The organism is Nocardioides speluncae (assembly GCF_003121585.1).
In the GTDB taxonomy this organism is placed as follows: Bacteria; Actinomycetota; Actinomycetes; order Propionibacteriales; family Nocardioidaceae; genus Nocardioides; species Nocardioides speluncae.
Genome location: NZ_QEOO01000010.1, coordinates 20,242 through 44,437, shown reverse-complemented (window position 1 = coordinate 44,437; position 24,196 = coordinate 20,242). Strand labels below are relative to the sequence as shown.

Here is a 24,196-nt window from a genome sequence, read left to right as displayed (position 1 = left end):
CTCAGTGGCAGGGGACGCCGAGCGCATGCCGCGCGTCGTGCGTGAACTCGTGGATGTACTCGGCGGCGGTGGCGCCGACCAGGCTGCCGTTCTCCTGGGTGATCAGGTAGAGCGCGGCGAAGGCGAGCGCGACCAGCGCCCAGGCCCAGACCGGGACGGTGGCGCGGGTACTGGCGGTGACGTTGGACATGGGCGGGGACCCTTTCTTCCATGCCTCGTGGATAGATCGCGCCGCAGCCGGTCTCCTGGCTTCCGGATCGACGCCCGCCCCTCGCCTTCCCAGCCGCTCCATGGTCGGAGGCGGGCCAGTGGCATCAGTCGAGGGTGGACTCCCCGGTCACAGTGGCGAGGACCACGTCGGAATCGCACCGACTTCCCGTGCACTGCGGCATCGGCACCTTCTCACATCCGGCACCCGCGCCGGTAGTGAGGAGTCCCACTCCCGCCGCCAGCGGAGCTCCGGGTCGAGGCAGTCTTCGCCAGCTCAGACTCGCTGACCCGGCCTGTCTTCACGCACAGACTCGCTGACCCGGCCCGTCTTCACGCACAAACTCGCTGACCCGGCCCGTCTTCACACAGAGAGTGTCAACACGGGCCGGGTCAGCGTTGCCTGGCGTCAACACGGACCGGGTCGGCGCTGCCTGAGGTTAACGCCGGCCGGGTCAGCGGCGTTGGCGGGCGAAGAGGGGGCGGAGGAGGGCGGCGAGGACGAGCGCACCGCCGGCGAGCAGGCCCCACCAGACGAACGACCGCCGGGCGTCGGCGTACCGGTCGGCGGGCGGTTCCGGGGCGGACGCGCGACCGGTCTCCTTGCGCTCCGGCCGGGCGCCGCTCACCTCGCCCTCACGAGAGATGGTCAGGTCCCGGGTCAGCGCCTCGACCGGCCGGATCACGCCGAAGCCCGTGAACACGTTGCGGTCGTCGGTGCTGCCGTTGGCCGTCTCCATGATCCGCGCGGCGGTCTGCTCAGGCGTGTACTTCGGGAACTCCTCCCAGATCATGGCGGCCAGCCCGCTCACCATCGCCGTCGACCAGCTGGTCGCGACCTGGTCCTCCGAGAGGAGGCAGGTGCCGCCTTCTGGGTACGCCGTCACCGCGAGGGCGGTCGGCGCCGTGACATCGGTCGACCGGCTGGCCAGGACGTACCCAGCGACGTCATTCTCGGTCTCACCGGCGGCGGTGTTCGCGTTCACCCCGAGTACGCCGTCGTAGGACGCCGGGAACTTCTTCGCGTTCTCGCCCGGCTCGTAGGGCTCGATCTCCTCGTCGCCATCGCCGGTGCGGTTGCCGGTGGCGGCCACGACCAGGATGTCGTTGGCCTGCGCCCGCTTGACCGCGTCCTTGAGCGCCTCTGTCGAACCGGTGGTCAGCGAGACGTTGATGACCTTGATGTTGTACCTGTCGGCGTTGTCGACGGCGACATCGATGCCCTTGGCGATGCCTTCGGCGGTGAGGTCGACGTCCTCGTCGGACTCCTCGCCCTTCGCAGTGTTGTCGTCGTACACCCGGACCGACAGGATCCGCGCCTCCGGCGCGATGCCGGTGATCTTGCCGTCGCGCTCGCCACCGGCGATCAGGCCGGCCACCTCGGTGCCGTGCGCGGCGCGCAGCTCCCCCTTGTTGAGTCCGCCCAGGATGATCTCGTCGGCCAGGTTCACGAACGAACTCGAGTCCTTGTCGACGCCGCTGTCGATCACCGCGACCCCGACGCCTTCGCCTTTGCTGATCGTCTGCGCACGCTCGACGTTGAGCTCCTCGAAGGGCTTGCTGATGGCGTCCGCCGAATGCGCCTCCGTAAAGTCGCCGGAGCAGTCGTCGTCGGCCGCGAACGCCGGCGTGGGCACCGCAACCGGTAGCACGGGCAGCGTGGCCGCGACGAGCAGGGCGGCAGCGCGGGTGGCTACTCGCACGACGGCTCGAGCTCCGGGTCGGGCGGTGCCAGTGCCAGCGCCGTCGACAGCTGCACACCGCATTCGAACAGCCTCATCCAGGTGTCCGGAACGATCGGCGCTTTCGAGACCTCATAGCCGAGGTTCTCGGGCGCTTTCGGGCCGAGGAGCTGGTGGCGCTTGCCCGCCGCGTCCACGACGTACGGGAGGCCACCCGAGGTGTCGTCGAAGCCCCCGACCAGCACGAACGCACCCCGGCCGGGCTGTACCGACACCTGCATATCGCCATCGTCGATGTCCTCCGCCGACGCGTCGGCGGAGGGGTTGGCGGCCAGTCGCACCGTCGGCGGCTCTCCGGCCTCGGGCTCCAGCCGGGCACACGGGTCGCCCTCGGTCGGCGGCGCGTCGCCCTCGGGCCAGATGTCGCGCGGGTAGTTGGCGCCGACCCGGGCCTCGTTCATCGCCGACGCCTCGCGCGGCTCCTCACCGCTGACCGCGAGGTAGGCGGCCTCGGCGAACTCGGTCAGCAGCACCGGGCCTGCGCTGGTCAGCAGGTAGGTGGCGGTGGGTGCCTCCACCACGTCGCCCACCTCCGGCTCGCCGTCCAGGCCGTCGATCGACTCCGCGTAGTCGATGCCGTCGTCCTCGAGGTCGAACGACTCCAGAGTGAGCGGTGGCCCCGCCGGGAACAGGTTGAGCCACTCCTGCGTCACCTCGAGCGCGTCGGCCGTGCCGGAAGCCCCCACGGCTTCCAGCAGGTTGTCCGCTTCGGCGTCGTCGTTGTCGGGCAGCTCGAACTTGTACGTCGCATCGTCGTCGCCGTCGACCAGCAGGTAGAACTTGCCGCCCTCCTGGACCGTGAGCGACTGGCCGGCCGAGATCTCCGCGCCCGGGTCCTTGGCCAGCCGCAGCCGGATCGCCTGGTCGGAGTCGGTGCAGGCGGTCCAGCCCGTGTTGATCAGCTGCCCGGACCCGGCCAGCGCCTTGGGCGCGTCGAAGATGCCGATGTCCTCGCCGATGTCCTGGGCCGCGATGTCCTCGTCCGCGACCGTCCGCGGGTCCAGGGCGTCTCCGAAGATCAGCTTGGCGGAGGTGTTGTTGTCCAGCGGTCGCAGCTCCGGATCGCCGTCGTCATCGAGGATGACGTACGGCGTACCCGTCTCCTTGGCGATGATCAGACCCGGGCTGAGCCAGTCCGACTCGGGCCGCTTCAGGAAGATGCCGGCGATCGCGGCACCGGCGACCAGGAGGATCGCGAGCGCCAGGCCACCGACCACCGTCCGGCCGGGCCGCACCGGCTCGACCTCGCGGCCTCCGGGCGCACCGCTGACGAACGCGGTCACCAGGCGGCGGCGGCTGAACGAGTGTGCCTCGACCAGATCACGTTTGGTGGACATGTCTCCTCAGATCCTCAGTTGCGGATCGACTCGAAGAGCCCGATGGCGAGCACGAGAAGCGGCAGCAGTGACAGCAGCGCGATCGTCTCGACGACGTCGCCGAACCGGCCGCGCTGCACCGACGGCGTGCTCGGCAGCAGCGTCACCGCCAGCACCAGAGCGCCGGTCGCCGCCAGCGAGACGGCGGCGGCCGGCCGCCAGTCGGGGTGCATCCAGAGGACCGCGATCGCGATCGCGACCAGGCCGAGGATGCCGGAGACCAGGCCGACCAGGACCTCGGACCCGGTGCGGTACTGGCGGGTGCGCAGCATCACGACCAGGCAGCACACGATCGCCAGGACGGTGCCGTAGATGCCGAGCGAGACCGCGAGCGGCGCGATCAGCACGAGGAGTACGCCGACCGTGCCGGACACCGCGAGCAGGATCTCGTGGGCCAGCCGGGCGTCCGCGCGGACCCGCTCCGGGTCGATCTCGGCCGGGTCGTTGGTGATGTCGGCGAGGGTGACCACCTGCTCCACGCGGGTGCTGGTGGCGCCGAGCGCAAGCCACGGGAAGACGCTGCCGGCGATCACTACGAGCGCCAGCGCGATCGTGTAGACCACGGCCGGGTCGAACTCGGCGTTCTCGCGGACCATGCCGCTGGCCGCGAAGATCGCGCCAACCACGACCGCGGGCAGCACCAGCGGCCGGCCCTCGCCGAGGCCGGTCAGCGCGAAGATCCCGACTCCAAGTGCTCCGAGGCCGGCGCACGCGAGCGGCAGACCGAACGGCTTGCCGTCCGGCGCCAGCATCAGACCCGCCGCGGCGCCGTACCCGGCGGCCATCCACGCCAGCGCTACCGCGGCCTCGGGCTCATGCTGGGCGCGGGACAGCACGATCGACCCGGTCAGCAGCAGGGCGGCGACCACCGACGCGGCGACACCGGCCAGCAGGCTGTCGCGCTGGATGAGCAGGGCGGCCGCGCCGAGGGTGAGCAGCAGGCCGGCCGACCAGAGAGCGGTACGCCGGCCCGCGGCCGGCTCCCAGGGCCGCAGCTCGTGCTCGACGACGTCGGACATCGCCTCGACCACGTCGTCGTACACCCGGGGCGGCTCGTCGTCGACGCCCGCGGCGACGGTCAGCAGACCGCCGTCGTCCACGCCCTGCATGGTGAGCCCGGCGTCGGGCGAGAGCTGGCGGCCGTCCTGGGTGACCAGCCGGTAGCCGCCGTACACCGTGGCCGCGTCCAGCAGGCCGACGCTGCGCGCGAGCTCCGGGACGAGCTCGGCGACCGGCACCGCTCCGGGCAGTACCAGGTCAACCCTTCTGGTCCCGGAGGCGACGGTGACACGCACCAGTCCGGACGTGGCGGCAGATGCCTGAGTCATCGTGCCCTTCCTCGAAGTAGTTGCCTGGTGGTCAGCGCTCGCATGCTATCGGGCGGTGCCCAAGCCCGGATCCACCGATGCCCGCCTACTGCGCGCCACCATGTGGGCGCGCTAGCTGCGTTGGCGAAGACTCGACGGGCCTCCGGCCCGCCTTCGCTCCGCCGCCTTGCCATCACACCCACCTGGCGACGCTCGTGACGACGCCCATCGGTGGATCCGGGCTGGGCTGCCGGACGGGCCACAGGGCCCGTGCCAGGAGTACTGGCTCGGGCCCTGTGGAGGGGTTGCTGCATCCGGTGTCAGTCGAGTACGCCGGGAGCGGCGCCCTCGTCGTCGGTCCAGTCATGCTCGGTGTCGAAGAACTCCGACTCGTTCGGGTTCTGCTTGTCTCCCTTGCGCCGGCCTCCGCCGCCGCCCGGGGACATCGCGCCGCGACCACCGCTGGTGCCGCGGCTGGCAGCGCCCTTGGCGCCACCCTTCGCGCCGCCCTTGCCGCTGCCGGAGCCCGCCGAGGCCGCCCCGCGACCGCCGGCCGCACCCTTGACGCCACCCCGGCCGGCGCCCTTCGCGCCGCCCTTGCCGGCGCCGGCACCCGGCGACATCGCACCACGACCGGCACCACGACCGGCACCACGCGTGCCGGTGCCACGGCCGGCGCCGCCGCCCGGCGACATCGCACCGCCACGGCCGATCGCGCCGCCCTTGACGCCACCCGCACCGCGGGTGCCGCCGATCGGGCGGACGCCGCCACCGGGGCTGAGCACGCCGCCACCCTTCAGGCCGCCGAGCGCACCGCCGATGCCGCCGATGCCGCCACCGATCGCACCGGCCACACCGCCGATCGCACCGATCCCGCCCGGCGAGCCCGGGCTGGGGGTCCCGACGTGACCGGGTCCGCCCGGCGTCGGCGGGGTGTAGGTCCCGCCGTCCTCCGGGTCGCCCGGGGTGTCCGGCGGGTCGTACGGGTCGCGGGGGTCGATCGGGTCGCGCGGGTCCGTCGGGTCACGCGGGTCGTCGGGGTCGCGCGGGTCGTCCGGGTCGTCCGGCGGGTCGATCGGGTCGTCCGGCGGGTCGTACGGGTCACGCGGCGGGTCGATCGGTGGCCGGCCCGGGGTCCGGATCGGCGTCCGACCGCCGCCGGGCTTCCTGCCACCCGGGTCGTTGCGATCCGTGGGCGGAATGCCGTGGATCTGGCGCATCTCCTCCGCCGCCTCGTCCAGCTTCGGGGTCAGCTGGTCGAGCTTGATCCTGGCCGCCTTCTCGCGGGCGGCCCAGGCCGCCTCGTTCTTGGCGACCTCTTGCTTGTTGTGGTTCTTGTCCTCGGGAGAGAGGGGCTCCAGGCCCTTCGGCTTCTTGAGCTCCGGATTGGAGATCGGACTGCCGTCGAACTGGTTGACCGTCGAGCTCGCGCTACCGAGCTCGTACTCCGCGGTGCCGAGGGCGGTCTCGGCACGCCGCATCTTCTTGGCTTCGTCGTCCACCTTCTTGCGGACCGCGATGAACGCCTCCCGGGCGGCGACCCGGGTCTGCTTGCCGAGCGGCTCGTCCGACTCGAGCTTCTTGATAGCCCGGGTGAGGGAGGCCGAGACCTCCTCGAGGGAGGTGGCGCCCATGGTCCACTTGCCCTTGCCGGCGGCGATCGACGAGCCGCTGAGGTGGGCGACCGCGGCGCGCAGCTTCTTCTCGTTCGGCCCCATCGCCATCAGCCCTCACCCTCTTCCTTGGTCGGCCCCTTGTCGGAGCCCGGGTCGTCGGTGCTCGGGTCGCCGTCGGCGTCCGGCTCCTCGGAGTCCGGGTTGCCGTCGGTGTCGGCGTCGTCCTCGGTGTCGGTGTCACCGGAGGCCGCGTCGTCCTGAGACTCGTTCGTGTCGGTGGCGGTGTTGTTCATCTCCGCGAGCCGCTGGATGCGGGCCAGGTCCTCGGCGCTCAGCTCGTCGGCGTCAATGGCCTCGCGGCCGGCCTTCTGCATGCCATCGTGGAAGTCACGGAGGTCCTTGATCACGCCGGTGAGCGTTCCGTGCATCACCTTGTGCGCGCGGTCGTGTTCGTAGCCGAGAATCTTTCCGGAGTACGAACCTCCGAAGTCGCTCTCCTTGGTCGGCATGTCGCCGAACTTCACGTCGGAGACGTTGTCGGACTCGCTCAGCAACTCTGTCGCGATACCGCTGATCTCATCCAGCAGGACGCTCATGGTCGAGCTGGTGAGCGCATCGAACGGCATGAAACCCATCGGGGCTCCCCCTCTGTCGGATCGTGTTCCTATCGCCGTCGGGGGCCGGGCTGACGATCAGCACCGGCCCCCGTCGTCATGACGTCGTTCAGCCGCGGAAGCGGTTCGCGCCGCGCAGGTCGGCCTCGAGGTACGAGGTGTTCGACTGGTCGACAGCGACACCGATGTCCTTGAGCAGGTCCTTCATGTCGCGCATCGCGGCTTCCCAGTTCTTCTTGGCCGTGTAGTAGGCCTCCTTGGCCTGACCGGTGAAGTCGGGGAGGATCTTCTCGAGGTCACCCTCGAGCTGGTTGAGGCGGTTGTCCACGTCGGTGGAGGCCTTCACCAGGTCCTGCGACGCGTTGCTGAGCCCGCCGTGGTTAACCTTCAGGTTTCCGTCGCTCATTTGATTCATACCCTCTCTCTAAAGTCGTTGGTGGTGGATGGTCAGCCGAGACGGCCCTGCAGCTTGCTGAACGCCTGCTGCTGCTCGTCGTCGGTGATGTTCCATTCCTTGTCGGTGCCGTCGAGGTTGTCGGCAAGCTCGACCAGGTTGCCGAGAACGGTGGCGGCGTGGGTGTCCCAGGCCTGCATGACCTTCACGAAGGACACCGAACCCATGCCCTCCCACTGCGCGCCGATGCCCTCGAGCTGACCGCGGAGCGTCTTCAGACGACCCTGGAGGTCGGTCTCACAGGTGCGGGTCATCTCCGCGCCCCGCTTCATCGTCGCGTTGATGTTCTGCATTGCGTTGCCGCCAGACATCGCGGCCTCCTTCCCCCGGGCGACTCCGTCGCATCGAGATCGTGGTTTCGGGTGGCGGTCGCCACCCTGACAACAACCTGTCTACCCGACCGACCTTTACCCAAACACCCCTGCAGACATTTTCCACAGTTTTTTTTGCGAACGCACAGTTCAGGGTCTCCAGACGATCGGCTTGCCGTCCCAGATGTTGTACGGCGAGTCCGAGCGCGAGTACTGCGCGCCCACCAGCGCCTCGCCCTTGCGGACCGTGATCGGGTTGCAGGTCTCGAACGAGTCCCCGGGCTCGGGCAGCCTCGGCTCCACCGGGTACTGGCACTGCTCGAGGGTCGAGCTCGCCAGTGGGCCGGCGAAGCCTGTCTTCGTCACGCCGCCGAAGTCGGGGGCGACATCGCCGGTGCTGACCATCCCGTCCTTGGCGTGACTCACGATCGTCACCCGGCTCCGGATGTAGTGCACCGTGTCGGCGGCGAGGTCGACCGACTCGCCCCGGAGGTCCGCGGGCTTCGCGCGATCAATCCGCAGCACGGTCAGCTCGATGACACCGGACCCCTTGATCTCCAACGTCGCGGTCTCGCCGTACTTCAGCTGCGTGCCGGGCGCGGTCATCTCACCGTCGCCGGTCGGGTCGCCCGTGGCCTCCGTCGGCGCGTCGGTGGGTGACTCCTCGGTGGACTCCGAGGCGCTCGGGCTGGCCGACGGCTTGCTGTCACCGTCGCCGTCGTCGTCCGACCCCGACGTACACGCGGCGGTGAGGGCGAGAACGGTCGTCGCGGCGGCGGCAATGCCGGAGCGGATACGCATGGCGGCTCTCCCGATCGAGTCTGTTGGCGTCGGCCCAGGCTACCGGGCTGGGTCGGCAGCGCCGACTACGCGTAGCGACCGCCAGGGTCCTCCGCGTTCGGAATCGCGTCCAGCCGGAGCACCTGCTTGTCGTTGATCTCCTCCGCCAGCGGCTTGAGCCGGTCGCCGATATCGGTCATGGCGTCGGTGGCGTGCTTCGCAATCTTGGTGAGAGCCGCCTCCAGGTCGTCGACGAACTCCTGGGCCGTCTTCGGCGTCTTCGGGCTGGAGTCCCCGGACTCCGCCTTCTGGAGGGCGTCGTAGGTGTAGGTGAAGGCGACATCGAATGTCCCGGCGTACTCCTTGCTGCCGACGAGCTCGGCCAGGAGCACGCCTCCCCCAGGGAACTGGTCGGCGTAGTCGACGGCCGCGTCCCTGGTAGCCATCATGAGGTCGGAGAGCTTGTAGCCACTTCCGGGCGGGAAGGGAAACACGTCGGCGTCCTCGACCCAGGCAGCCAACGCGTCCTCCAAGCCTTGGCGAGCGTTCGTGGCCTGCCGAAGCATGGTCTTCTGGCCCGCGGCGATGATGTCGCCGGTCCCGCCCGCGGCCATCTGAGCGGCGGCCGCATAGTTGAGCAGGGCATGAACGACCGGGCCAACCTCATTGCTCCAGACCTCGAACTCTGTCGAGGCACCGCCCGTCCAGTGGTTGTCCATCAGCACCTGCACGTCGGCGAAGCAGTCCACCAACAACCCGCGCTTCGTCGTCCCCAGCTCGGCCTGCTGGGCCCGAGCCGCCCGGATCAAGGACTGGGCGTCCACGCCGTAGAGGTGCTGCACCAAGCAGCCACGGAGCCAGGCCCCGATGCCCGCGGCCTGGCCCTTGCCTACCGCGAACGCGGCGTCTAGGTGAGGCTTCCACTCGTCGTACCCGATGCTGGGGAGTGTCGGCCAGACGGTGAAGGACCTCCTGGTGGGCATCGCATACGTGTACGGCGCCGGTCCCGCGCCGCCCTCCTCGCCGGTGTCCGTGGGGAGGTTCTGCTCGCGGACATACCGAGCCACCGACTCGATCCCCATGAGGTCGGCAAGGAGCTCCTCGATGTCGTCGGTCACCCGCTCGAACTCCTGGTCGGTGTAGCCCGCCGCGCCGTCGCCCGGCCCGTCATAGGTGCCCATCAGCCCTGACCTCCGCTGCGCGCGGGTGGAACCGGCGGCAGCTCGAGACGACGCTCGGCAAGATCTCCTCCGATGCTGTCGGCCGCGGCGGCCGCCCGCTCATCGGTGGCGACATAGTCGTCAGCAACCGCCACGATGGCGGTCGCCGCGGCATGCCACGACAACACCGCGCGCCGCAGCAGCCGGTACGCGTCGTCGTTGATCGCAACGGCCCGGGTGAGCGATGTGGGCGAGCCAGCGGCGAACGCCTGGGCCTGCCACGCGTCGCTGGCGTCGCCCAGTTGCTCGACGGTCGATGCAAGCTCCCCGGCAAACTCCGGAAAGGTCACCTTCCCCGCCCGATACATGTCCTTGAGATCGGCCTTGAGAGTCGACATCGGTCGGCTCCTTCCCCCTCGGTGGCACTCGGCATTGCCACTCTCCTGCCCGGGCCGACATGGGGCAAACGGGTCCTCGGAGGCCTGTGGATAACTCTCAGCCCGGAGGATCCGGGCTTAGCCGAAGCGCTCGGAGCTGATCTCCCAGAGGGTGCGGACGATGCCGGAGGACACGAAGATCGCCGCGACGGCGAAGGCTCCGCAGATGCCCTCGCCGATCTCGGCGCGGCGGGCCCACCAGACCGAGCGCCAGCCGCGGCCGGTCGCCACCGCGGCGGCGACCATGATCGCGCCGAGGAACAGCGAGGTGACTACGACGAGCGTGGCCTGGCCGCTCTTGGCGTGCCTCAGCAGCTCGATGGTCAGCACCAGCCAGCAGGCGAGACCGGCCAGCCGGAGCAGCAGTCGCGCGGAGCGGTGCCGGTAGCTGCGGGCCGCGAACAGCAGCGCGCCACCGGCGAAGAACACCAGGCAGCGAGCGCCGTTCTGATCCACCTCGACCAGCGCGGTGGCCAGCAGCTGGGTGGCCGAGAGGACCGTGACGACGAAGACGGCTGCCGCTCCTGCGGTCACGATCCGGCTGCCGCGCCGGACCAGGGCGGTGATGGTCGGGGTGGTGACCAGCATCCGGCCGCGACGGCCGCGCGGCCGATCGCGGGCGGACCAGGCGGTGACCGCGAGCCGCTCCAGGTCCAGCAGCACCTGGTCGGGTACGTCGATCGCGAACGACGGGATGAAGCGGGCGGCCAGCATCGCGGTCACCAGCAGCACACTCCACAGCAGTGGCGGGCTGAAGCCGGCGACCGCCCAGACGCCGGCGGCCAGGAAGATGCCGGCGCCGGTGATCATCACGACGGTGAGCGCATCGTCGCGCTCGTCGGCGAGGGTGCGGGCGATCGCCGCGGTGACCGCGGCGGCGAGGCCGGCGATGCCGAGCGCCATCGGCAGCTCGACCGCGCCGGGCTCCCACACGATCGCGTAGGCGCCGGCGGCCGCGAAGGCCGGCGCGGCGAGGGCGCGCTGGGCGGCGTACCGGCCGACGGGGAGTACGCCGAGGATCGCGCCGACGGCGAGCAGGTCGACGGTGATCGTGTGGAGGAGGAACGAGTCGACGTGTGCGGCGAACCAGCCGGACAGCACGGCTGCAGCGGCCGCGACCGCAATCACCAGTCCGGAGACCGGGCCGGCCGTCTCCGGGGCCTCGTCGGTTCGGCCCGCGCCGCTCACGGCGGGCCCTGGGCCGCCGAGCGCGGCGACCAGCAGCTGTCCGGAGACGACCCGCTCCTCGGTCAGCGGGCGGGCCGGGTCGATCACGCGGCCGGTGGTGGTGTGCAGCCGGGGTACGACGCCCAGCCCGGCCTCGCGGGCGTACTCGAGCGCGACGTCGGACCCGGATGCGCCGGCCGGCACCACCAGGTCGAGGACGCCACCTGGGCCGTGCACGCTGAGCGCGAGCGTCTCCGACAGGGTGCCGGATGTCCCGAGTGCCGCCACGGCCGCTGCCCTCCTACGCGCGAGTCTGAGTCGTCTAGAGGCTAGCCGAACGCTCCGGCCGAACGAGTGTCGGAGTTAAGGGCTAGCATCGGGCCGTCCGAGTCCGACGATCTTGGGGGACGATTGAGTACAACGCTGCGTGGCGGCCAGCGGCTCGACGAGCCGGAGATGCCTGGCGGCCAGATCGTCCTGCAAGCGCCTCCGGAACTGCAGGAGCACGAAGGCGCCGCCAGCGTGATGATGAACGCGATCCCGATGCTCGGCAGCGTCGGCTCGATCGTGCTGGTCGCAACCATGGGCGGCGCCAGCGGTGGCGGCACCCGCTGGATCGCGGCGGGCATGTTCCTGTTCGCCACGCTCGGCTTCATCTTCGTCCAGATCGACCGGCAGCGTAAGCAGAGGGCGCAGCAGGTCACCGGCTCCCGGACCGAGTACCTCCGCTACCTCGGCAGCATCCGCAAGGTCGCGCGCGACGCCGCCGACCAGCAGCGCCGAGCGCTCAACTGGCACCACCCCGAGCCGCACGCGCTGCCCGCGATCGCCGAGGACCGGACCCGGCTGTGGGAGCACGGCCCGAGCGACCCCAACTTCCTGCAGGTCAGGTACGGCCTCTGCTCGCAGCCGCTCTCGCTGGAGCTGGTGCCGCCGGAGAGCGCCCCGATCGACCAGGTCGACCCGGCCGCCGCGTCCGCGCTGCACCGGCTGCTCGTCGTACACAGGCTGCAGCCGAACCTGCCGGCCTCGATCGACCTGCGGGCCTTCGACCGGATCGAGGTGTGCGGCCCCGAGGACGAGGCCCGGTCGCTGGCGCGGGCGATGGTCTGCTCCGCCGCGGCGTTCCACAACCCGGACCAGCTGCTGATAGCGGTGCTCTCCTCGGACCAGAACCTGCAGCACTGGGACTGGATGAAGTGGCTTCCCCACGCGCAGAGCGCGCAGCAGTCCGACGCGGTCGGACCGATGCGGATGGTCACCACCTCGCTCGACGACCTCGGCGCGCTGCTGCCCAGCGACCTCGCCGACCGGCCCCGGTTCGGCGCCGACGAGCGGCCGGCCAACCCGCACATCCTGCTGGTCGTGGACGGCGGCCACCTGCCGCCCGGCAACCACATCATCCCGCCCGACGGCCTGCACGGCGTCACCCTGATCGACCTCCCGGCGCGCTGGGACCAGCTGGAGGACCCGACCCGGCTGCGGCTGCAGTTCGAGGACGCGCCGCCGGCCAAGGAGAAGCTGCCGGTGACCGCGCTGCGGATGCGCGAGGAACCGATCAAGGCGATGGCCGACCAGTGCGACCTGGCCACCGCGGAGGCGTTCGCCCGCCGGCTGTCGCCGCTGCACACGGTCTCGGCCGGTACGTCGGAGGCGGCGGCGACGCCGGGCGAGATCACCGGCCCGACCGACTTCATGGAGCTGCTCGGCCTCGGCGACGTCCACACCTTCGAGCCGTCCGCCGCGTGGCGGACCCGGCCGGCGCGCGACCGGCTCCGGGTGCCGATCGGTCTCAACGAGAGCGGCGGCATGGTCCACCTCGACATCAAGGAGTCGGCCCAGCAGGGCATGGGCCCGCACGGCCTGGCGATCGGTGCGACCGGCTCCGGCAAGTCGGAGTTCCTCCGCACGCTGGTGCTCGGCCTGACCATGACCCACTCCCCCGAGCAGCTCAACCTGGTGCTGGTCGACTTCAAGGGTGGTGCGACCTTCGCCGGCATGTCGGAGCTGCCGCACGTGTCGGCCGTGATCACCAACCTGGCCCAGGAGCTCACCCTCGTCGACCGTATGCAGGACGCTCTGTCCGGTGAGATGGTGCGCCGCCAGGAGCTGCTCCGCGAGGCCGGCAACTTCGCCTCGATCCGCGACTACGAGAAGGCCCGGCTCAACGGCGACGACCTCGAGCCGATGCCGTCGCTGTTCATCGTGGTCGACGAGTTCTCCGAGATGCTGACCGCCAAGCCGGAGTTCATCGACCTGTTCGTCGCCATCGGCCGGCTCGGCCGCTCGCTCGGGCTGCACCTGCTGCTCGCCTCGCAGCGCCTGGAGGAGGGCCGGCTGCGCGGGCTGGAGTCCCATCTCTCCTACCGGGTCGGCCTGCGTACCTTCTCCGCGGGCGAGTCGCGCGCGGTGCTCGGCGTACCCGATGCCTACGAGCTGCCGCCGGTCCCGGGCCTCGGCTACCTCAAGCCCGACCCGACCACGCTGCAGCGGTTCAAGGCGGCCTACGTCTCCGGCCCGCCGAGCGGCCGGGTGCGGGTACGCCGCGACGAGGGCGGCCACGTCCAGGGCATCCTGCCGTTCACGATCTCCGAGGTGCAGACCCTGGAGCCGGTCGACCACGAGCCGGAGCCACAGCAGGTGCAGGCGCCGCAGGAGGGCAACCAGGCCTCGCTGCTCGACATCGCGGTGGGCCGGATGGTCGGCCAGGGACCCGCGGCGCACCAGGTGTGGCTGCCGCCGCTCGACGTACCCGACACCCTCGACCAGCTGATGCCGGACCTGACCGTGGACCCGCAGCTCGGCCTGGTCTCGCCGCAATGGCGGGCGCTGGGCGGACTGGTGATCCCGCTCGGCACCGTCGACCGGCCACGCGAGCAGCGCCGCGACACGATGACGGTCAACCTCAGCGGCGCGGCCGGCCACGTCGCGATCGTCGGCGGTCCCCGGTCCGGCAAGAGCACCCTGCTGCGCACGATCGTGACCTCGATGTCGCTGACCACGACGCCGCTGGAGACCCAGGTCTTCGTCCTCGACTTCGGTGGCGGCACCTTCGCGCCGCTGAACCGGCTGCCGCACGTCGCCGGCGTCGGCAGCCGCTCCGAGGGTGACGTCGTACGCCGGATCGTGGCCGAGGTCGCGGGCGTGGTGGACCGCCGCGAGTCGTACTTCCGCGCCCAGGGCATCGACTCCATCGAGACCTACCGGTCTCGGCGGGCCCAGGGCCGCGCCGACGACGGGTACGGCGACGTGTTCCTCATCGTCGACGGCTGGAGCACCCTCCGTGCCGACTTCGACGACCTGGAGGGTGAGCTGCAGCAGCTCGCCACCCGCGGCCTCACCTTCGGCATGCACCTGGTGGTCGCGACCAGCCGCTGGGCGGACTTCCGCGCCTCCACCCGTGACATCTTCGGGACCAAGCTGGAGCTCAAGCTCGGTGACGCGATGGACTCCGAGGTCGACCGGAAGGTGCAGGCGCTGGTGCCGTCCGGCCGCCCGGGCCGCGGTCTGGTCCCCGGCAAGCTGCACTTCCTGGGCGCGCTGCCGCGCGTGGACGGCGCACCCGACGCCGCCACCCTCGGCGACGGCGTCGACAACCTGATCGAGCGCAGCCGGGCGGCCTGGCAGGGCCCGACCGGTCCGAAGCTGCGGCTGCTGCCCGAGCGGATCGAGCTGGAGGCGGTGCGCGAGCAGGCCAAGCAGATGGGGCTGGACGACCGGCTGCTGCTGCTCGGCATCAACGAGAAGGAGCTCGCTCCGGTCGCGCTCGACCCCGACACCGAGCCGCACCTGCTGGTGTTCGGCGACGGCCAGTCCGGCAAGAGCGCGCTCCTGCGCGCCCAGCTCCGCGAGATCATGCGCACCCGCACGCCCAAGGAAGCGCAGATCGTGGTCATCGACTACCGGCGTGCACTGCTGGGCGAGGTGGGCGAGGAGTACCTGCTCAACTACCTCACCAGCGCGACCCAGGCCGAGCCCGCGATCCGCGACCTCGCGGCCTACCTCCAGAACCGGCTGCCCGGGCCCGACGTCACCCCCGAGCAGCTGCGGGCCCGTTCGTGGTGGACCGGCGCGGAGGTGTTCGTCGTGGTCGACGACTACGACCTGGTCGCCACCCAGCAGTCCTCGCCGCTGCAGCCGCTGGTGCCGCTGCTCGCGCAGTCCCGCGACACCGGCCTGCACCTCACGGTGACCCGGCGTTCCGGTGGCGCCTCGCGCGCGCTCTACGAACCGGTCATCCAGACCCTGCGCGACCTGGCGATGCCGGGCATGCTGCTCTCCGGCAGCCCGGACGAGGGCTTCCTGATCGGCAAGCTGCGGCCGGTCCCGGCGCCTCCGGGCCGCGGCCGGATCGTCACCCGCGATGCCGGCACCCAGACCGTCCAGCTCGCCTGGACCGACACCGCCCTCTAGATGTTGGACATCTGACCAGGTTAGGGTCGCGGAAGCGAACCTGAGGGAGAGACACATGGCACTGGCGGCACCGTTCGGCAACTACCAGCTCGAGATCTACCTGAACGGCCTGACGGGAGTCCTCCCGAAGCTGCCGATCACCTACGCCGACCTCGAGGATGCCGCGGCCGGCGCGCTGCCGGCGTCGGTGCTGTCCTACGTCGCGGGCGGGTGCGGCGACGAGCTCACTCAGCGCGTCAACGTCACCGCCTTCGAGAAGTGGGGGCTGATCCCGCGGATGCTGCGGGCCTCCGAGCACCGCGACCTGTCGGTCGAGCTGTTCGGGATCACGCTGCCCACGCCGGTCTTCATGGCGCCGATCGGCGTGATCGCACTCTGCGCCCAGGACGGCCACGGCGACCTCGCCACAGCCAAGGCGTCCGCGCAGACCGGCGTACCCATGGTCGCGTCGACGCTGATGGAGGACCCGATGGAGGAGGTCGCCGCAGCGGCCGAGTCCACGCCCGGGTTCTTCCAGCTCTACACGCCGAAGGACCGCGACCTCGCGGCCAGCCTGGTGAGCCGCGCCGAGGCCGCGGGCTACCGCGGGATCGTGGTCACGCTGGACACCTGGGTGCCCGGCTGGCGGCCGCGCGACCTGGCCGCCGGGAACTTCCCGCAGCTACGCGGGCACTGCCTGGCCAACTACTTCACCGACCCGGTGTTCAAGGCCGCGCTCGGCCAGGACCCGGCCGACAACCCGCAGGCCGCGATCATGCAGTGGGTCGGCACCTTCGGCAACCCGCTCACCTGGGACGACCTGGAGTGGCTGCGCTCGCTCACCAAGCTGCCGCTGATCCTCAAGGGCATCTGCAGTGGCGAGGACGCGCGGCGGGCGCTGGACGCCGGCGTCGACGGGATCTACTGCTCCAACCACGGTGGCCGGCAGGCCAACGGCGGGATGGCCGCGATCGACGCGCTACCCGGCGTTGTGGAGGCCGCCGGTGACGCGCCGGTGCTGTTCGACTCGGGCGTGCGCACCGGCGCCGACGTGGTCAAGGCGCTGGCACTCGGTGCCACTGCGGTCGGGATCGGTCGGCCGTACGCCTACGGGCTGGCGCTGGGTGGGGTCGACGGGGTCGTCCACGTGCTGCGCTCGATCCTCGCCGAGGCCGACCTGCTGATGGCGATCGACGGCTACCCGACGATCGCGGACCTCTCGCCGGAGGCGCTGCACCGCAACTGAGCGCCCTCAGCGGGCGTGCGGCCGCGGGCTGGTGTCAATCTTGAAGCTCGGTACGTCGTCCATCGACCAGGTGAGCTCGAAGGTGCGCTGGTAGCCGGTGTGCTGGACCCGCCAGCCGTCGGCGGTGCGGACGTACCGGTCCTCGTAGATCGCCGCGCCCTCGATCACGACGCGGTACGGAACGGCGTACACCTTGTCCTCGAGGTACCAGACGCCGACCGCGGTGTCGCCGTCCACGGTGATCTCCGGGTGGTGGACGTGGTGCATGGTGACCATGCCCTCGCCGAGGTTGGTCCGCATGTAGCCGACCAGCTCCTCGCGACTGCCGAAGACCAGGCCGGCGTAGTCGGCGGTCGCCTCGGGGACGAAGCAGTCGGCGAACGCCGTCCACTCCTTGGTGTCGAGGGTGCGGAGATAGCGGTACTTCAGCCGCGCGATCGCGTCGATGTCGTCCACTAGTGGGCATCTCCGGAAGTTCGTCGAGGGTCTGAGTGGTCAGGGTGCGTGCAGCGCAAGGCGTCGGAGGGAGGCGGGCCGGTGGCCCGTCGACCGACGACAACGCAGCGATGTGCGTGCCCTGGCCGCTCAGACCCCGACGAACTTCCGGAGATACCCACTAGGGGAACCTAGCGCGCCCGAGTCGCGTTGGACGCGGTGTATCTCACAGGCAGTGAGACACACCTGTAACTCGCCGTGTACCTCCTCGCTAAACGGACATGGCAATCTGGAGTAGTTCACAACACTTAGAACGCTCAACCACCACACAGGGGGCTTCGGAAGAGATGACCACAAGTCATGACATCGACGTCACGCTCGACGCACGACGGGACAAGCGTGACGAGGCGGAGGCACGACGTGCGCGTGACATCGTCGCGCTGCTGGACGATCGCGCCGATCTGCGAGGGGTCTACGCGATGGCCGACATGGTCGACGACGCGGTCCGCTGGACCGCATAGCCACTAAGCGTTCTCTCGGCGGCGCGACGCCCAGCACTCTCGGGCGTCGCGCGCGGTCTGGTCGCCGCTGGCTCAGCGTGGAGTCAGCGGCGACCGGGCTGGCGGGCTGACCGGGCTGCCAGGCCCGCGGCGACGAGCAGGATCACGAGGCCGAGCGCACTAAGGCCAGCGCCGAGTACGGCGGGAGCCCGGTAGCCCCACCCGGCGGCGATCACGAGGCCGCCCAGCCAGGCACCCAGCGCGTTGGCGACGTTGAGCGCCGCGTGGTTCATGGCCGCACCCAAGGTGACCGCACCGCCGGCGACGTCCATCAGCCTTAGCTGCAGGTTGATCACGAGCACCGAGCCGGTAGCGGTGACCAGGAAGGCGACGGGCAGCAGCGCCCAGCCACCGGCGGCGGCCACGAAGTAGGCCAGTAGCACCAGGATCCCGAAGCCGGCCGAGAGCAGCAGGCTGCGGAAGACCGACCAGGCCGCGAGCTCGCCGGCCACCCAGGTGCCGATCACCATGCCGAGGCCGAGCGCCAGCACAAAGAACGGGACGGTGCTGCGCTCCAGACCACCGACCACGGTGACCGTCTTGGCGATGTAGGAGTAGACCGCGAACATCCCGCCGAAGCCGATCGCGCCGGCGGCCATCGTCAGCCAGACCTGCACGCTGCCGAAGAACTCGCGGGCCTCCTTGCGGCCGCTGGTCTCCGAGTCACCCGGCACCGACGGCACGGCGGCCAGCACACCCGCCGCGGTCACGAGCGCGAGCACCGCGGCCAGCAGGTACGTCGTACGCCAGCCGGCCTGCTGCCCCAGCCAGGTCGCGAGCGGTACGCCGACCACGTTGGCGACCGAAAGGCCGAGCATCACGCTGGCCACCGCGCGCCCGCGCCGTGCCGGCGCGACCAGGCTGGCCGCGACCAGGCTGGCGACGCCGAAGAACGCGCCGTGCGGAAGCCCGTCGAGGAACCGGGCGGCGGTCAGCACCCGGAAGTCCGGTGCGAACGCGCTGATCAGGTTGAACGCGCCGTACGCCGCCATCAGGCCGATCAGCATCGCGCGCCGCGGCAGCGCCGCTCCGAAGAACGCCAGCACCGGTACGCCGACAACCACCCCGAGTGCGTACGCCGAGATGATGTGGCCTGCCATCGGCACCGAGACGTCCACGCCGTCGGCGATCTCGGGCAGCACGCCCATCGTCATGAACTCGGTGGTGCCGATCGTGAAGCCACCCACGGCCAGCGCAAAGATCGCCAGCCCGGGGCGAGCGGTCCCGACGGTGGGCTGGTCGTCGGCCGGGGTCACGACCTCGGTCGAGCTCATCGGGCAGGGCTCCATCGGTCGGGGCTGATCGGCGTGGTCACGTGGGGTGACAACCACGGGTGGCGGCCGAGCATTCCAGGGTACGGGGCCGGGTCAACCCGCCATGAACGCCGACAGGGTCCGCTCGATCACCGTCGTCATCTCGCGCCTCGCCAGGTCACGGTCGGCGGCCGACGCGACGTACATCGCCGCCTCGTCGGCGACCGAGATCAGGGCGTGGGCGAGCGGCCGGGTCGGGAGATCGATGACGTCTCCGTCGGCGATGCCCTGGATGAGCGCGCCCTCGATGAGCGCTAGCACGTAGGGCTGGCAGAGCTCGCGCCACCGCATCCAGCCGAGCACCGACGGCCCGTCTGTCAGCAGGATCCGCTGCACCTCTGGCGCCTCGCACGCGTCGAGCCAGGCGTCCATGGCCCGCAGCATGACCGCCGAGAACGTCGGGTCGTCGCCGGCCAGCGCGTGCTCGGCGATCTTCTGGGTGACGTCGGCCTCGACGGACTCGAGCACGCCGGCGAACAGTTCGGTCTTGTCCGCGAAGTGGTGGTAGAGCGCGCCCCGGCTGACCGCGGCCTCGGCCACGATCGCCTCGGTGACTCCTGGGTCTCGTTGAGGCCGAGCACCTTGCTGAGCAGCATCGGGCCGAACGCGGTCATCGTCACCCGCAGCGGGATGCCGGTGCCCTGCCCGCCGAGCGCGTAGAACTCGGTCGGGAAGCCCGTGGCCTGCCACTCCTGGCCGACGCTCGTGGCTCGTTCGGTGATCTTGTCGCTGGCCTCGCCCGGGGTGGAGAGACCGGACAGGTCGCCCTTGATGTCGGCCGCGAACACCGGTACGCCGGCCGCGCTGAGCTGCTCGGCCAGTAGCTGCAGGGTCTTGGTCTTGCCGGTGCCGGTCGCGCCGGCGATCAGGCCGTGCCGGTTGAGCATGCCGAGCGGGATCCGGATCCGTACGTCGGACAGGTCGGTCGGGTTGAGCATCAGGCCGCCGAGCTCGAGCGCCTCGCCCTCGAACTGGTAGCCGGCCGCGATCGCCTCCGCGATCGAGCCCTGGGCGGGTGCGTCGGTCATGGCGGGAGCCTAGTCCGCACTGCGGCCCGATCAGGCGGGTTCTGGGCTACCCGTTCGGCACCGTCGCGAGCGCCACGATCGTCCAGTGCACCGGTTCGGGCTCTTCCTCCGGCGGCAGTTCGAGCATCCACTCAAGGAGCCGATTTGCCATGTCGTAGCTCGGGATTAGGCCAAGCTCGTTGACGCGGACGTCCAGCACCGAGTCGACCATCGGGAGGTAGTTGTGGCAGTGCCAGCTGTGGACGTCGCCCCAGGTCTCGACGCCGATCACCTCGAACCCGAGCCGCTTCGACCCGGTGGGCAATGCTTGTTGCCGAGCCAGCAACTCGGTCGGATCCAGCTCGTCGGCGAACTCGGCCAGGAGCTCGGCGGCATCCTTCGGCGCCAGGCCGAGCGCGACGATGTCGTCACCTGGCACGTCTGCCGGACCGTCGTACCAGCCGTACTCGGGCAGTATCAGGCCGTCGGCCAGGCACCCGCTCACGGTCAGCAGCGGGTCCGGTACCGACCGCGACAGGAAGTCGGGGCGGGGCGTGGGCGAGGCACCGATGTAGCCGGCGAGGTGGAAGGCCATGGCGTCATCGTCTCGCGATCGTGGCAAGAAGCCGATCAGCGGTCGGCCGGTCGCGAGCCGCGAGCCGCAGCCAGGTCTGGTCCAAGCCCGGGAAGGTGTCGGCCCGGCGGACCGCGATCCCCTGGCCGCGGAGGTCCTCGCGGATCCGGGCGGCGTCCGCGTGGCGCGCGAGGAGGTACGGCGCCCGCGGGTTCGGGACGGTCGTGAAGCCGCTCGCGTGGAGGCCGGCCGCGAGGTGAGCGAGGTGGCCGGGCAGCTCGGCGCGGACCTTGGCGGCGTACTCCCTGCCCTCGTCGGACAGGCAGGCGATCGCGGCGACGGCGGCGAGCGAGCTGACGGGCCACGGGTTGCGGCGCGCGGCCAGCCGTTCGATCAGGTCGGGGTGGGCGATCAGGTAGCCGACCCGGAGGCCGGCGAGCGAGTAGGTCTTGGTCAGGCTGCGGATCACCACCAGGTGGCGGCCGGCGGCCGCGCGCCGGGCCAGTGAGTGGTGCGGCTCGGCGACGTCCTCCACGACGTCCATGAAGGCTTCATCCACAACCACCAGCCGCTCGTCGGCCGGACTGTCGGTGGCGAGTGCTTCGATCTCATCGGGGTCATGGAGCCGGGAAGTGGGGTTGGTGGGATTGCCGATGATGACGAGGTCCGCGCCGCTGGGCGGTCGCGCGCCGCCGAGGCGGAAGCCCGTGTCGGGTTCGAGGAGCAGCCGGTGCACGGCGTGACCGTGGGCGCGGAGGGCCGCTTCGGGCTCGGTGAACTGCGGGTGCACCACGACCGGGTGCTGCCAGGGCTGCTGCGCGACCAGTGAGAACGCCTCGGCTGCGCCGTGGGTGAGCAGTACGGCGTCAGGCGGGACGCCGTGGGCTCGCGCGACGGCTGCCGTGGCGGCGGTCGGGTCGGGGTAGCGGGCGAGGTCGGCGACGGCGTCGCGGAGTGCGGACGCAAGGAACGGCGGGGGTTCCTGCGCGTGGACGTTGACCGCGAAGTCGAGCATGCCGGGCGCCGCTTCGACATCGCCGTGGTGGCGCAGGTCGGGGCCGGGCTCACCGACACACACCACCCAGCCGTCAGCCGCCAGTGTGCTGACGGGTGTGGCGCTGGCGGCACGCACGGCCGCCTCGGCGACCGACGGGGTGCCGACGTGCGCGGCGACGGTGTCGCTCGGGTGGTCGACGTCCTGTCCGGCGAGCGTGGCCGCGTCGTACACCGCGAGCCTGCAGTCGGCGGCTTCGATCAGGCGCCGCACGCCCGGGTGGTCGCGTCGCCGGTCGATGGTGGCGACGGTGGTGAGGTCGGTCAGCGACTGCCCGGTCTCGGCGATCGCCTTCGCGGCCAGCGCTAGCAGGTCGTCGGGCTCGGCGCCCGGTCGACCACCGACGCCGAGGACGGTCACGGCTGCGGCCGGGTGGTCTCGGAGAAGTGCAGGTCGACCCGCTCGAGCACCTGGGTCACGTCGAGGAGCGCGCGGGCGAAGTCACGGGCGGCCTCGACGAGGCGGACGGCCTGCTCGGGATGGCCGGCGCCGTGCACGTGCAGGTACGACGCGTGCACCGTCGGTCCGGCCCAGCCTTCGGCAGCGGTGCTGCCGTCGGCGACCGGCCAGGTCCAGGCCGGTCGGGTGTCGTCCCACGCCACCGCCGTGCGGTGGAACTCGTGGCCGGCGACCTGCTCGCCCGCGCGCACGATCGGGCTGTCGGCGACAGCTGTCGCGCGCCGGTAGCCGAGGGTCAGCTTGGGGGTCATCGCGCCCGACATAGGCAGCACGCCGGCGAGCGGGTGGCCGTCGAGCGCGCGCCCGAGGTAGAGCAGGCCGGCGCACTCGGCCACCACCGGCCCGCCGGTGCGGGCAAAGTGGGCGACCTCGCCGAGCAGTCTGCGGTTCTTGGCGAGCTCGGTGACGTGCATCTCGGGGAAGCCCCCGCCGATCACCAGGGCCGACGTGCCTGCGGGCAGGCCGCCGCTCCGGAGCGGGTCGACCACGACGACGGCGGCACCGGCGGCGGTCAGCTGCTCGACGTTCTCGGCGTAGGTGAAGGAGAACGCCGGGCCGCCGAAGACCGCGATCACCGGCTTCGCCCGGCGCAGGGTCGGGTCCGCTGGAGTGCTGTCCGTCAGGCTTGCGGCCGGCGTCCAGGGCTCGGCAGTCAGCGGTGGTGCGGTGAGCGCGATGGCCAGCAGGGCGTCGAGGTCGACGTACTCGGTGATCAGGTCGGCGAGGGCGTCGACGGCGGAGACGGCGTCGGGATGGCGTTCGGCGACCGGGACCAGGCCGAGGTGCCGCGACGGTACGACGAGCTGCGGCAGCCGCGGGACCGAGCCCAGGACCGGCAGCCCGGTGCGCTCCACGCCGGCGCGCGCCTCCGCCTCGTGCCGGGGTGAGGCGACGTTGTTGAGGATCACCCCGGCGACGTTCACCTCCGGGTCGTAGGTCGCGAAGCCGTGCACGGTCGCGCCCACGCTGCGGGCGCTCGCCGCGCAGTCGACGACCAGGATCACGGGCGCCTCGACCAGCTTCGCGACGTGCGCGGTGGAGGCGAAGCCGTCACGCCCGATGGCGCCGTCGAACAGGCCCATCACACCTTCGATCACCGCGATGTCCGCGGCGAACGGCACCGCCGCGCCATGCCGCAGCAGCGGTGCGACCAGCTCCTCGCCGCAGAGGAAGGGGTCGAGGTTTCGGCCGACCCGGCCGGCCGCGAGGCCGTGGTAGGACGGGTCGATGTAATCCGGCCCCACCTTGTGCGGGGAGACCGCGAGCCCGCGGGCCCGCAGGGCCGCCATCAGCCCGGTGGCGACCATGGTCTTGCCGTGGCCGGAGCCCGGCGCTGCGACCACGAACCGGGGCAGCCGGCCCGGTGTCCCTACCATTCGATCCCCTTCTGGCCCTTCTGGCCCGCGTCCATCGGATGCTTCACCTTCGTCATCTCCGCAACCAGGTCTGCGTAATCCACCAATGCCCCATCTGCGTCCCGGCCGGTGATCACCACGTTCTGGTGGCCGGGCCGTTCGCGCAGTGTGGCGACCACGTCGTCGACCGAGATCCAACCCCATTTCATGGGGTAGGTGAACTCATCGAGGATGTACAGGTCGTGACTTTCGGCCGCGAGCCGCCGCTTGATCTCCACCCAGCCGTCCTGGGCCGCCGCGGCGTGGTCCTCCTCGGTCCCCTGCTTGCGCGACCAGCTCCAGCCCTCCCCCATCTTGTGCCACTCGACCGGCCCGCCGACACCGGTGCGGGCGTGCAGGTCGCCGAGCGCCTTGTACGCCGCCTCCTCGCCGACCCGCCACTTCGCGCTCTTCACGAACTGGAACACGGCGATACTCCAGCCCTGGTTCCAGCCGCGCAGCCCGAGCCCGAACGCGGCCGTCGACTTCCCCTTCATCGGCCCGGTGTGCACGATCGTCAGCGGCCGGTTGCGCCGCTGCCGCGTGGTGAGCCCGTCGTTGGGCACTGCGGTCGGCTGTCCCTGTGGCATG

Annotated in this window: 22 protein-coding genes, 1 pseudogene and 1 riboswitch; of the genes and pseudogenes, 3 read left to right on the top strand and 20 right to left on the bottom strand. The window is 71.1% G+C overall.

What is annotated here, in order from left to right:
* Nucleotide 1: 1 nt before the first annotated feature.
* The 12 genes from DDV73_RS04725 to DDV73_RS04670 all read right to left on the bottom strand — a co-directional run bounded on the left by DDV73_RS04725 (nucleotide 2) and on the right by DDV73_RS04670 (nucleotide 11,459).
* Nucleotides 2–190, bottom strand: a complete 189-nt coding sequence (locus tag DDV73_RS04725; protein WP_109506105.1) for a CbtB domain-containing protein — start codon at nucleotides 188–190, stop codon at nucleotides 2–4.
* 28 nt (nucleotides 191–218) lie between these two features.
* Nucleotides 219–403: riboswitch (cobalamin riboswitch) on the bottom strand.
* 259 nt (nucleotides 404–662) lie between these two features.
* Nucleotides 663–1,910: a S8 family serine peptidase gene (locus tag DDV73_RS04720; RefSeq protein WP_161962288.1), complete on the bottom strand. Its 1,248-nt coding sequence runs from the start codon at nucleotides 1,908–1,910 to the stop codon at nucleotides 663–665.
* A complete protein-coding gene (locus DDV73_RS04715; RefSeq protein ID WP_109506103.1) occupies nucleotides 1,901–3,286 on the bottom strand; it encodes a type VII secretion protein EccB in 1,386 nt (461 codons plus the stop codon). The genes DDV73_RS04720 and DDV73_RS04715 overlap by 10 nt, the downstream gene beginning before the upstream one ends.
* A 14-nt stretch (nucleotides 3,287–3,300) precedes the next feature.
* Nucleotides 3,301–4,653: a type VII secretion integral membrane protein EccD gene (gene eccD / locus DDV73_RS04710; protein ID WP_109506102.1), complete on the bottom strand. Its 1,353-nt coding sequence runs from the start codon at nucleotides 4,651–4,653 to the stop codon at nucleotides 3,301–3,303.
* 299 nt (nucleotides 4,654–4,952) lie between these two features.
* A complete protein-coding gene (locus tag DDV73_RS04705) occupies nucleotides 4,953–6,356 on the bottom strand; it encodes a hypothetical protein (protein ID WP_109506101.1) in 1,404 nt (467 codons plus the stop codon).
* A complete protein-coding gene (locus DDV73_RS04700) occupies nucleotides 6,356–6,883 on the bottom strand; it encodes a hypothetical protein (RefSeq protein ID WP_109506100.1) in 528 nt (175 codons plus the stop codon). The genes DDV73_RS04705 and DDV73_RS04700 overlap by 1 nt, the downstream gene beginning before the upstream one ends.
* Nucleotides 6,884–6,971: 88 nt before the next feature.
* The gene (locus tag DDV73_RS04695; RefSeq protein WP_161962287.1) at nucleotides 6,972–7,268 is read right to left on the bottom strand and encodes a WXG100 family type VII secretion target; all 297 of its coding nucleotides are present in this window, start codon (nucleotides 7,266–7,268) and stop codon (nucleotides 6,972–6,974) included.
* Between the two features lie 41 nt (nucleotides 7,269–7,309).
* The gene (locus tag DDV73_RS04690; RefSeq protein WP_109506098.1) at nucleotides 7,310–7,627 is read right to left on the bottom strand and encodes a WXG100 family type VII secretion target; all 318 of its coding nucleotides are present in this window, start codon (nucleotides 7,625–7,627) and stop codon (nucleotides 7,310–7,312) included.
* Between the two features lie 150 nt (nucleotides 7,628–7,777).
* Complete coding sequence (locus tag DDV73_RS04685) at nucleotides 7,778–8,428, bottom strand: hypothetical protein (RefSeq protein WP_109506097.1); 651 nt, start codon at nucleotides 8,426–8,428, stop codon at nucleotides 7,778–7,780.
* A 65-nt stretch (nucleotides 8,429–8,493) separates the two neighbouring features.
* Nucleotides 8,494–9,588, bottom strand: a complete 1,095-nt coding sequence (locus DDV73_RS04680) for a hypothetical protein (RefSeq protein ID WP_109506096.1) — start codon at nucleotides 9,586–9,588, stop codon at nucleotides 8,494–8,496.
* Complete coding sequence (locus tag DDV73_RS04675) at nucleotides 9,588–9,965, bottom strand: hypothetical protein (RefSeq protein WP_109506095.1); 378 nt, start codon at nucleotides 9,963–9,965, stop codon at nucleotides 9,588–9,590. Before DDV73_RS04675 ends, DDV73_RS04680 begins: the two co-directional genes overlap by 1 nt.
* A gap of 117 nt (nucleotides 9,966–10,082) precedes the next feature.
* Nucleotides 10,083–11,459 (bottom strand): hypothetical protein, encoded by a 1,377-nt coding sequence (locus DDV73_RS04670; protein WP_109506094.1) that lies wholly within the window; start codon nucleotides 11,457–11,459, stop codon nucleotides 10,083–10,085.
* A 123-nt stretch (nucleotides 11,460–11,582) separates the two neighbouring features.
* Between DDV73_RS04670 and eccCa the strand changes: the two genes are divergently transcribed.
* On the top strand, nucleotides 11,583–15,584 hold the full coding sequence (gene eccCa / locus DDV73_RS04665; protein WP_240617122.1) for a type VII secretion protein EccCa: 4,002 nt from the start codon (nucleotides 11,583–11,585) through the stop codon (nucleotides 15,582–15,584).
* Between the two features lie 55 nt (nucleotides 15,585–15,639).
* Nucleotides 15,640–16,809: an alpha-hydroxy-acid oxidizing protein gene (locus DDV73_RS04660; protein WP_109506093.1), complete on the top strand. Its 1,170-nt coding sequence runs from the start codon at nucleotides 15,640–15,642 to the stop codon at nucleotides 16,807–16,809.
* A gap of 6 nt (nucleotides 16,810–16,815) precedes the next feature.
* Here DDV73_RS04660 and DDV73_RS04655 read toward each other — a convergent pair whose 3' ends face one another.
* On the bottom strand, nucleotides 16,816–17,265 hold the full coding sequence (locus DDV73_RS04655) for a nuclear transport factor 2 family protein (RefSeq protein WP_109506092.1): 450 nt from the start codon (nucleotides 17,263–17,265) through the stop codon (nucleotides 16,816–16,818).
* Between the two features lie 326 nt (nucleotides 17,266–17,591).
* Here DDV73_RS04655 and DDV73_RS27705 point away from each other — a divergent pair, with 326 nt between their 5' ends.
* On the top strand, nucleotides 17,592–17,765 hold the full coding sequence (locus DDV73_RS27705; RefSeq protein ID WP_154402611.1) for a hypothetical protein: 174 nt from the start codon (nucleotides 17,592–17,594) through the stop codon (nucleotides 17,763–17,765).
* A gap of 83 nt (nucleotides 17,766–17,848) precedes the next feature.
* Here DDV73_RS27705 and DDV73_RS04650 read toward each other — a convergent pair whose 3' ends face one another.
* The 7 genes and pseudogenes from DDV73_RS04650 to cobO all read right to left on the bottom strand — a co-directional run bounded on the left by DDV73_RS04650 (nucleotide 17,849) and on the right by cobO (nucleotide 24,195).
* Entirely contained in the window at nucleotides 17,849–19,078 is a 1,230-nt protein-coding gene (locus tag DDV73_RS04650; protein WP_109506091.1) for an MFS transporter, read from the bottom strand.
* Between the two features lie 93 nt (nucleotides 19,079–19,171).
* The gene (locus DDV73_RS04645) at nucleotides 19,172–19,489 is read right to left on the bottom strand and encodes a hypothetical protein (RefSeq protein ID WP_240617121.1); all 318 of its coding nucleotides are present in this window, start codon (nucleotides 19,487–19,489) and stop codon (nucleotides 19,172–19,174) included.
* Between the two features lie 191 nt (nucleotides 19,490–19,680).
* Nucleotides 19,681–20,055: pseudogene (locus DDV73_RS29665) on the bottom strand (helicase HerA-like domain-containing protein); the annotation flags it as partial.
* A gap of 136 nt (nucleotides 20,056–20,191) precedes the next feature.
* Nucleotides 20,192–20,719 (bottom strand): hypothetical protein, encoded by a 528-nt coding sequence (locus tag DDV73_RS04635; RefSeq protein ID WP_109506089.1) that lies wholly within the window; start codon nucleotides 20,717–20,719, stop codon nucleotides 20,192–20,194.
* Between the two features lie 4 nt (nucleotides 20,720–20,723).
* Entirely contained in the window at nucleotides 20,724–22,112 is a 1,389-nt protein-coding gene (cobC, locus tag DDV73_RS04630) for an Rv2231c family histidinol phosphate aminotransferase CobC (RefSeq protein WP_109506088.1), read from the bottom strand.
* Nucleotides 22,109–23,587, bottom strand: a complete 1,479-nt coding sequence (locus DDV73_RS04625; protein WP_109506087.1) for a cobyrinic acid a,c-diamide synthase CobB — start codon at nucleotides 23,585–23,587, stop codon at nucleotides 22,109–22,111. The genes cobC and DDV73_RS04625 overlap by 4 nt, the downstream gene beginning before the upstream one ends.
* Nucleotides 23,581–24,195 (bottom strand): cob(I)yrinic acid a,c-diamide adenosyltransferase, encoded by a 615-nt coding sequence (gene cobO, locus DDV73_RS04620; RefSeq protein ID WP_109506086.1) that lies wholly within the window; start codon nucleotides 24,193–24,195, stop codon nucleotides 23,581–23,583. The genes DDV73_RS04625 and cobO overlap by 7 nt, the downstream gene beginning before the upstream one ends.
* Between the last annotated feature and the right edge of the window lies 1 nt (nucleotide 24,196).

Bases quoted from the DNA above. Each gene is read 5' to 3' on its own strand.
- DDV73_RS04635 (WP_109506089.1), bottom strand. From the start codon at position 20,719: ATGGCCTTCCACCTCGCCGGCTACATCGGTGCCTCGCCCACGCCCCGC.
- DDV73_RS04715 (WP_109506103.1), bottom strand. From the start codon at position 3,286: ATGTCCACCAAACGTGATCTGGTCGAGGCACACTCGTTCAGCCGCCGC.
- DDV73_RS04695 (WP_161962287.1), bottom strand. From the start codon at position 7,268: ATGAGCGACGGAAACCTGAAGGTTAACCACGGCGGGCTCAGCAACGCG.
- DDV73_RS04690 (WP_109506098.1), bottom strand. From the start codon at position 7,627: ATGTCTGGCGGCAACGCAATGCAGAACATCAACGCGACGATGAAGCGG.
- DDV73_RS04725 (WP_109506105.1), bottom strand. From the start codon at position 190: ATGTCCAACGTCACCGCCAGTACCCGCGCCACCGTCCCGGTCTGGGCC.
- DDV73_RS04705 (WP_109506101.1), bottom strand. From the start codon at position 6,356: ATGGCGATGGGGCCGAACGAGAAGAAGCTGCGCGCCGCGGTCGCCCAC.
- eccD (WP_109506102.1), bottom strand. From the start codon at position 4,653: ATGACTCAGGCATCTGCCGCCACGTCCGGACTGGTGCGTGTCACCGTC.
- DDV73_RS04660 (WP_109506093.1), top strand. From the start codon at position 15,640: ATGGCACTGGCGGCACCGTTCGGCAACTACCAGCTCGAGATCTACCTG.
- DDV73_RS04645 (WP_240617121.1), bottom strand. From the start codon at position 19,489: ATGGACGCCTGGCTCGACGCGTGCGAGGCGCCAGAGGTGCAGCGGATC.
- DDV73_RS04625 (WP_109506087.1), bottom strand. From the start codon at position 23,587: ATGGTAGGGACACCGGGCCGGCTGCCCCGGTTCGTGGTCGCAGCGCCG.
- DDV73_RS04650 (WP_109506091.1), bottom strand. From the start codon at position 19,078: ATGAGCTCGACCGAGGTCGTGACCCCGGCCGACGACCAGCCCACCGTC.
- cobO (WP_109506086.1), bottom strand. From the start codon at position 24,195: ATGCCACAGGGACAGCCGACCGCAGTGCCCAACGACGGGCTCACCACG.
- DDV73_RS04685 (WP_109506097.1), bottom strand. From the start codon at position 8,428: ATGCGTATCCGCTCCGGCATTGCCGCCGCCGCGACGACCGTTCTCGCC.
- DDV73_RS27705 (WP_154402611.1), top strand. From the start codon at position 17,592: ATGACCACAAGTCATGACATCGACGTCACGCTCGACGCACGACGGGAC.
- DDV73_RS04700 (WP_109506100.1), bottom strand. From the start codon at position 6,883: ATGGGTTTCATGCCGTTCGATGCGCTCACCAGCTCGACCATGAGCGTC.
- DDV73_RS04680 (WP_109506096.1), bottom strand. From the start codon at position 9,588: ATGGGCACCTATGACGGGCCGGGCGACGGCGCGGCGGGCTACACCGAC.
- DDV73_RS04675 (WP_109506095.1), bottom strand. From the start codon at position 9,965: ATGTCGACTCTCAAGGCCGATCTCAAGGACATGTATCGGGCGGGGAAG.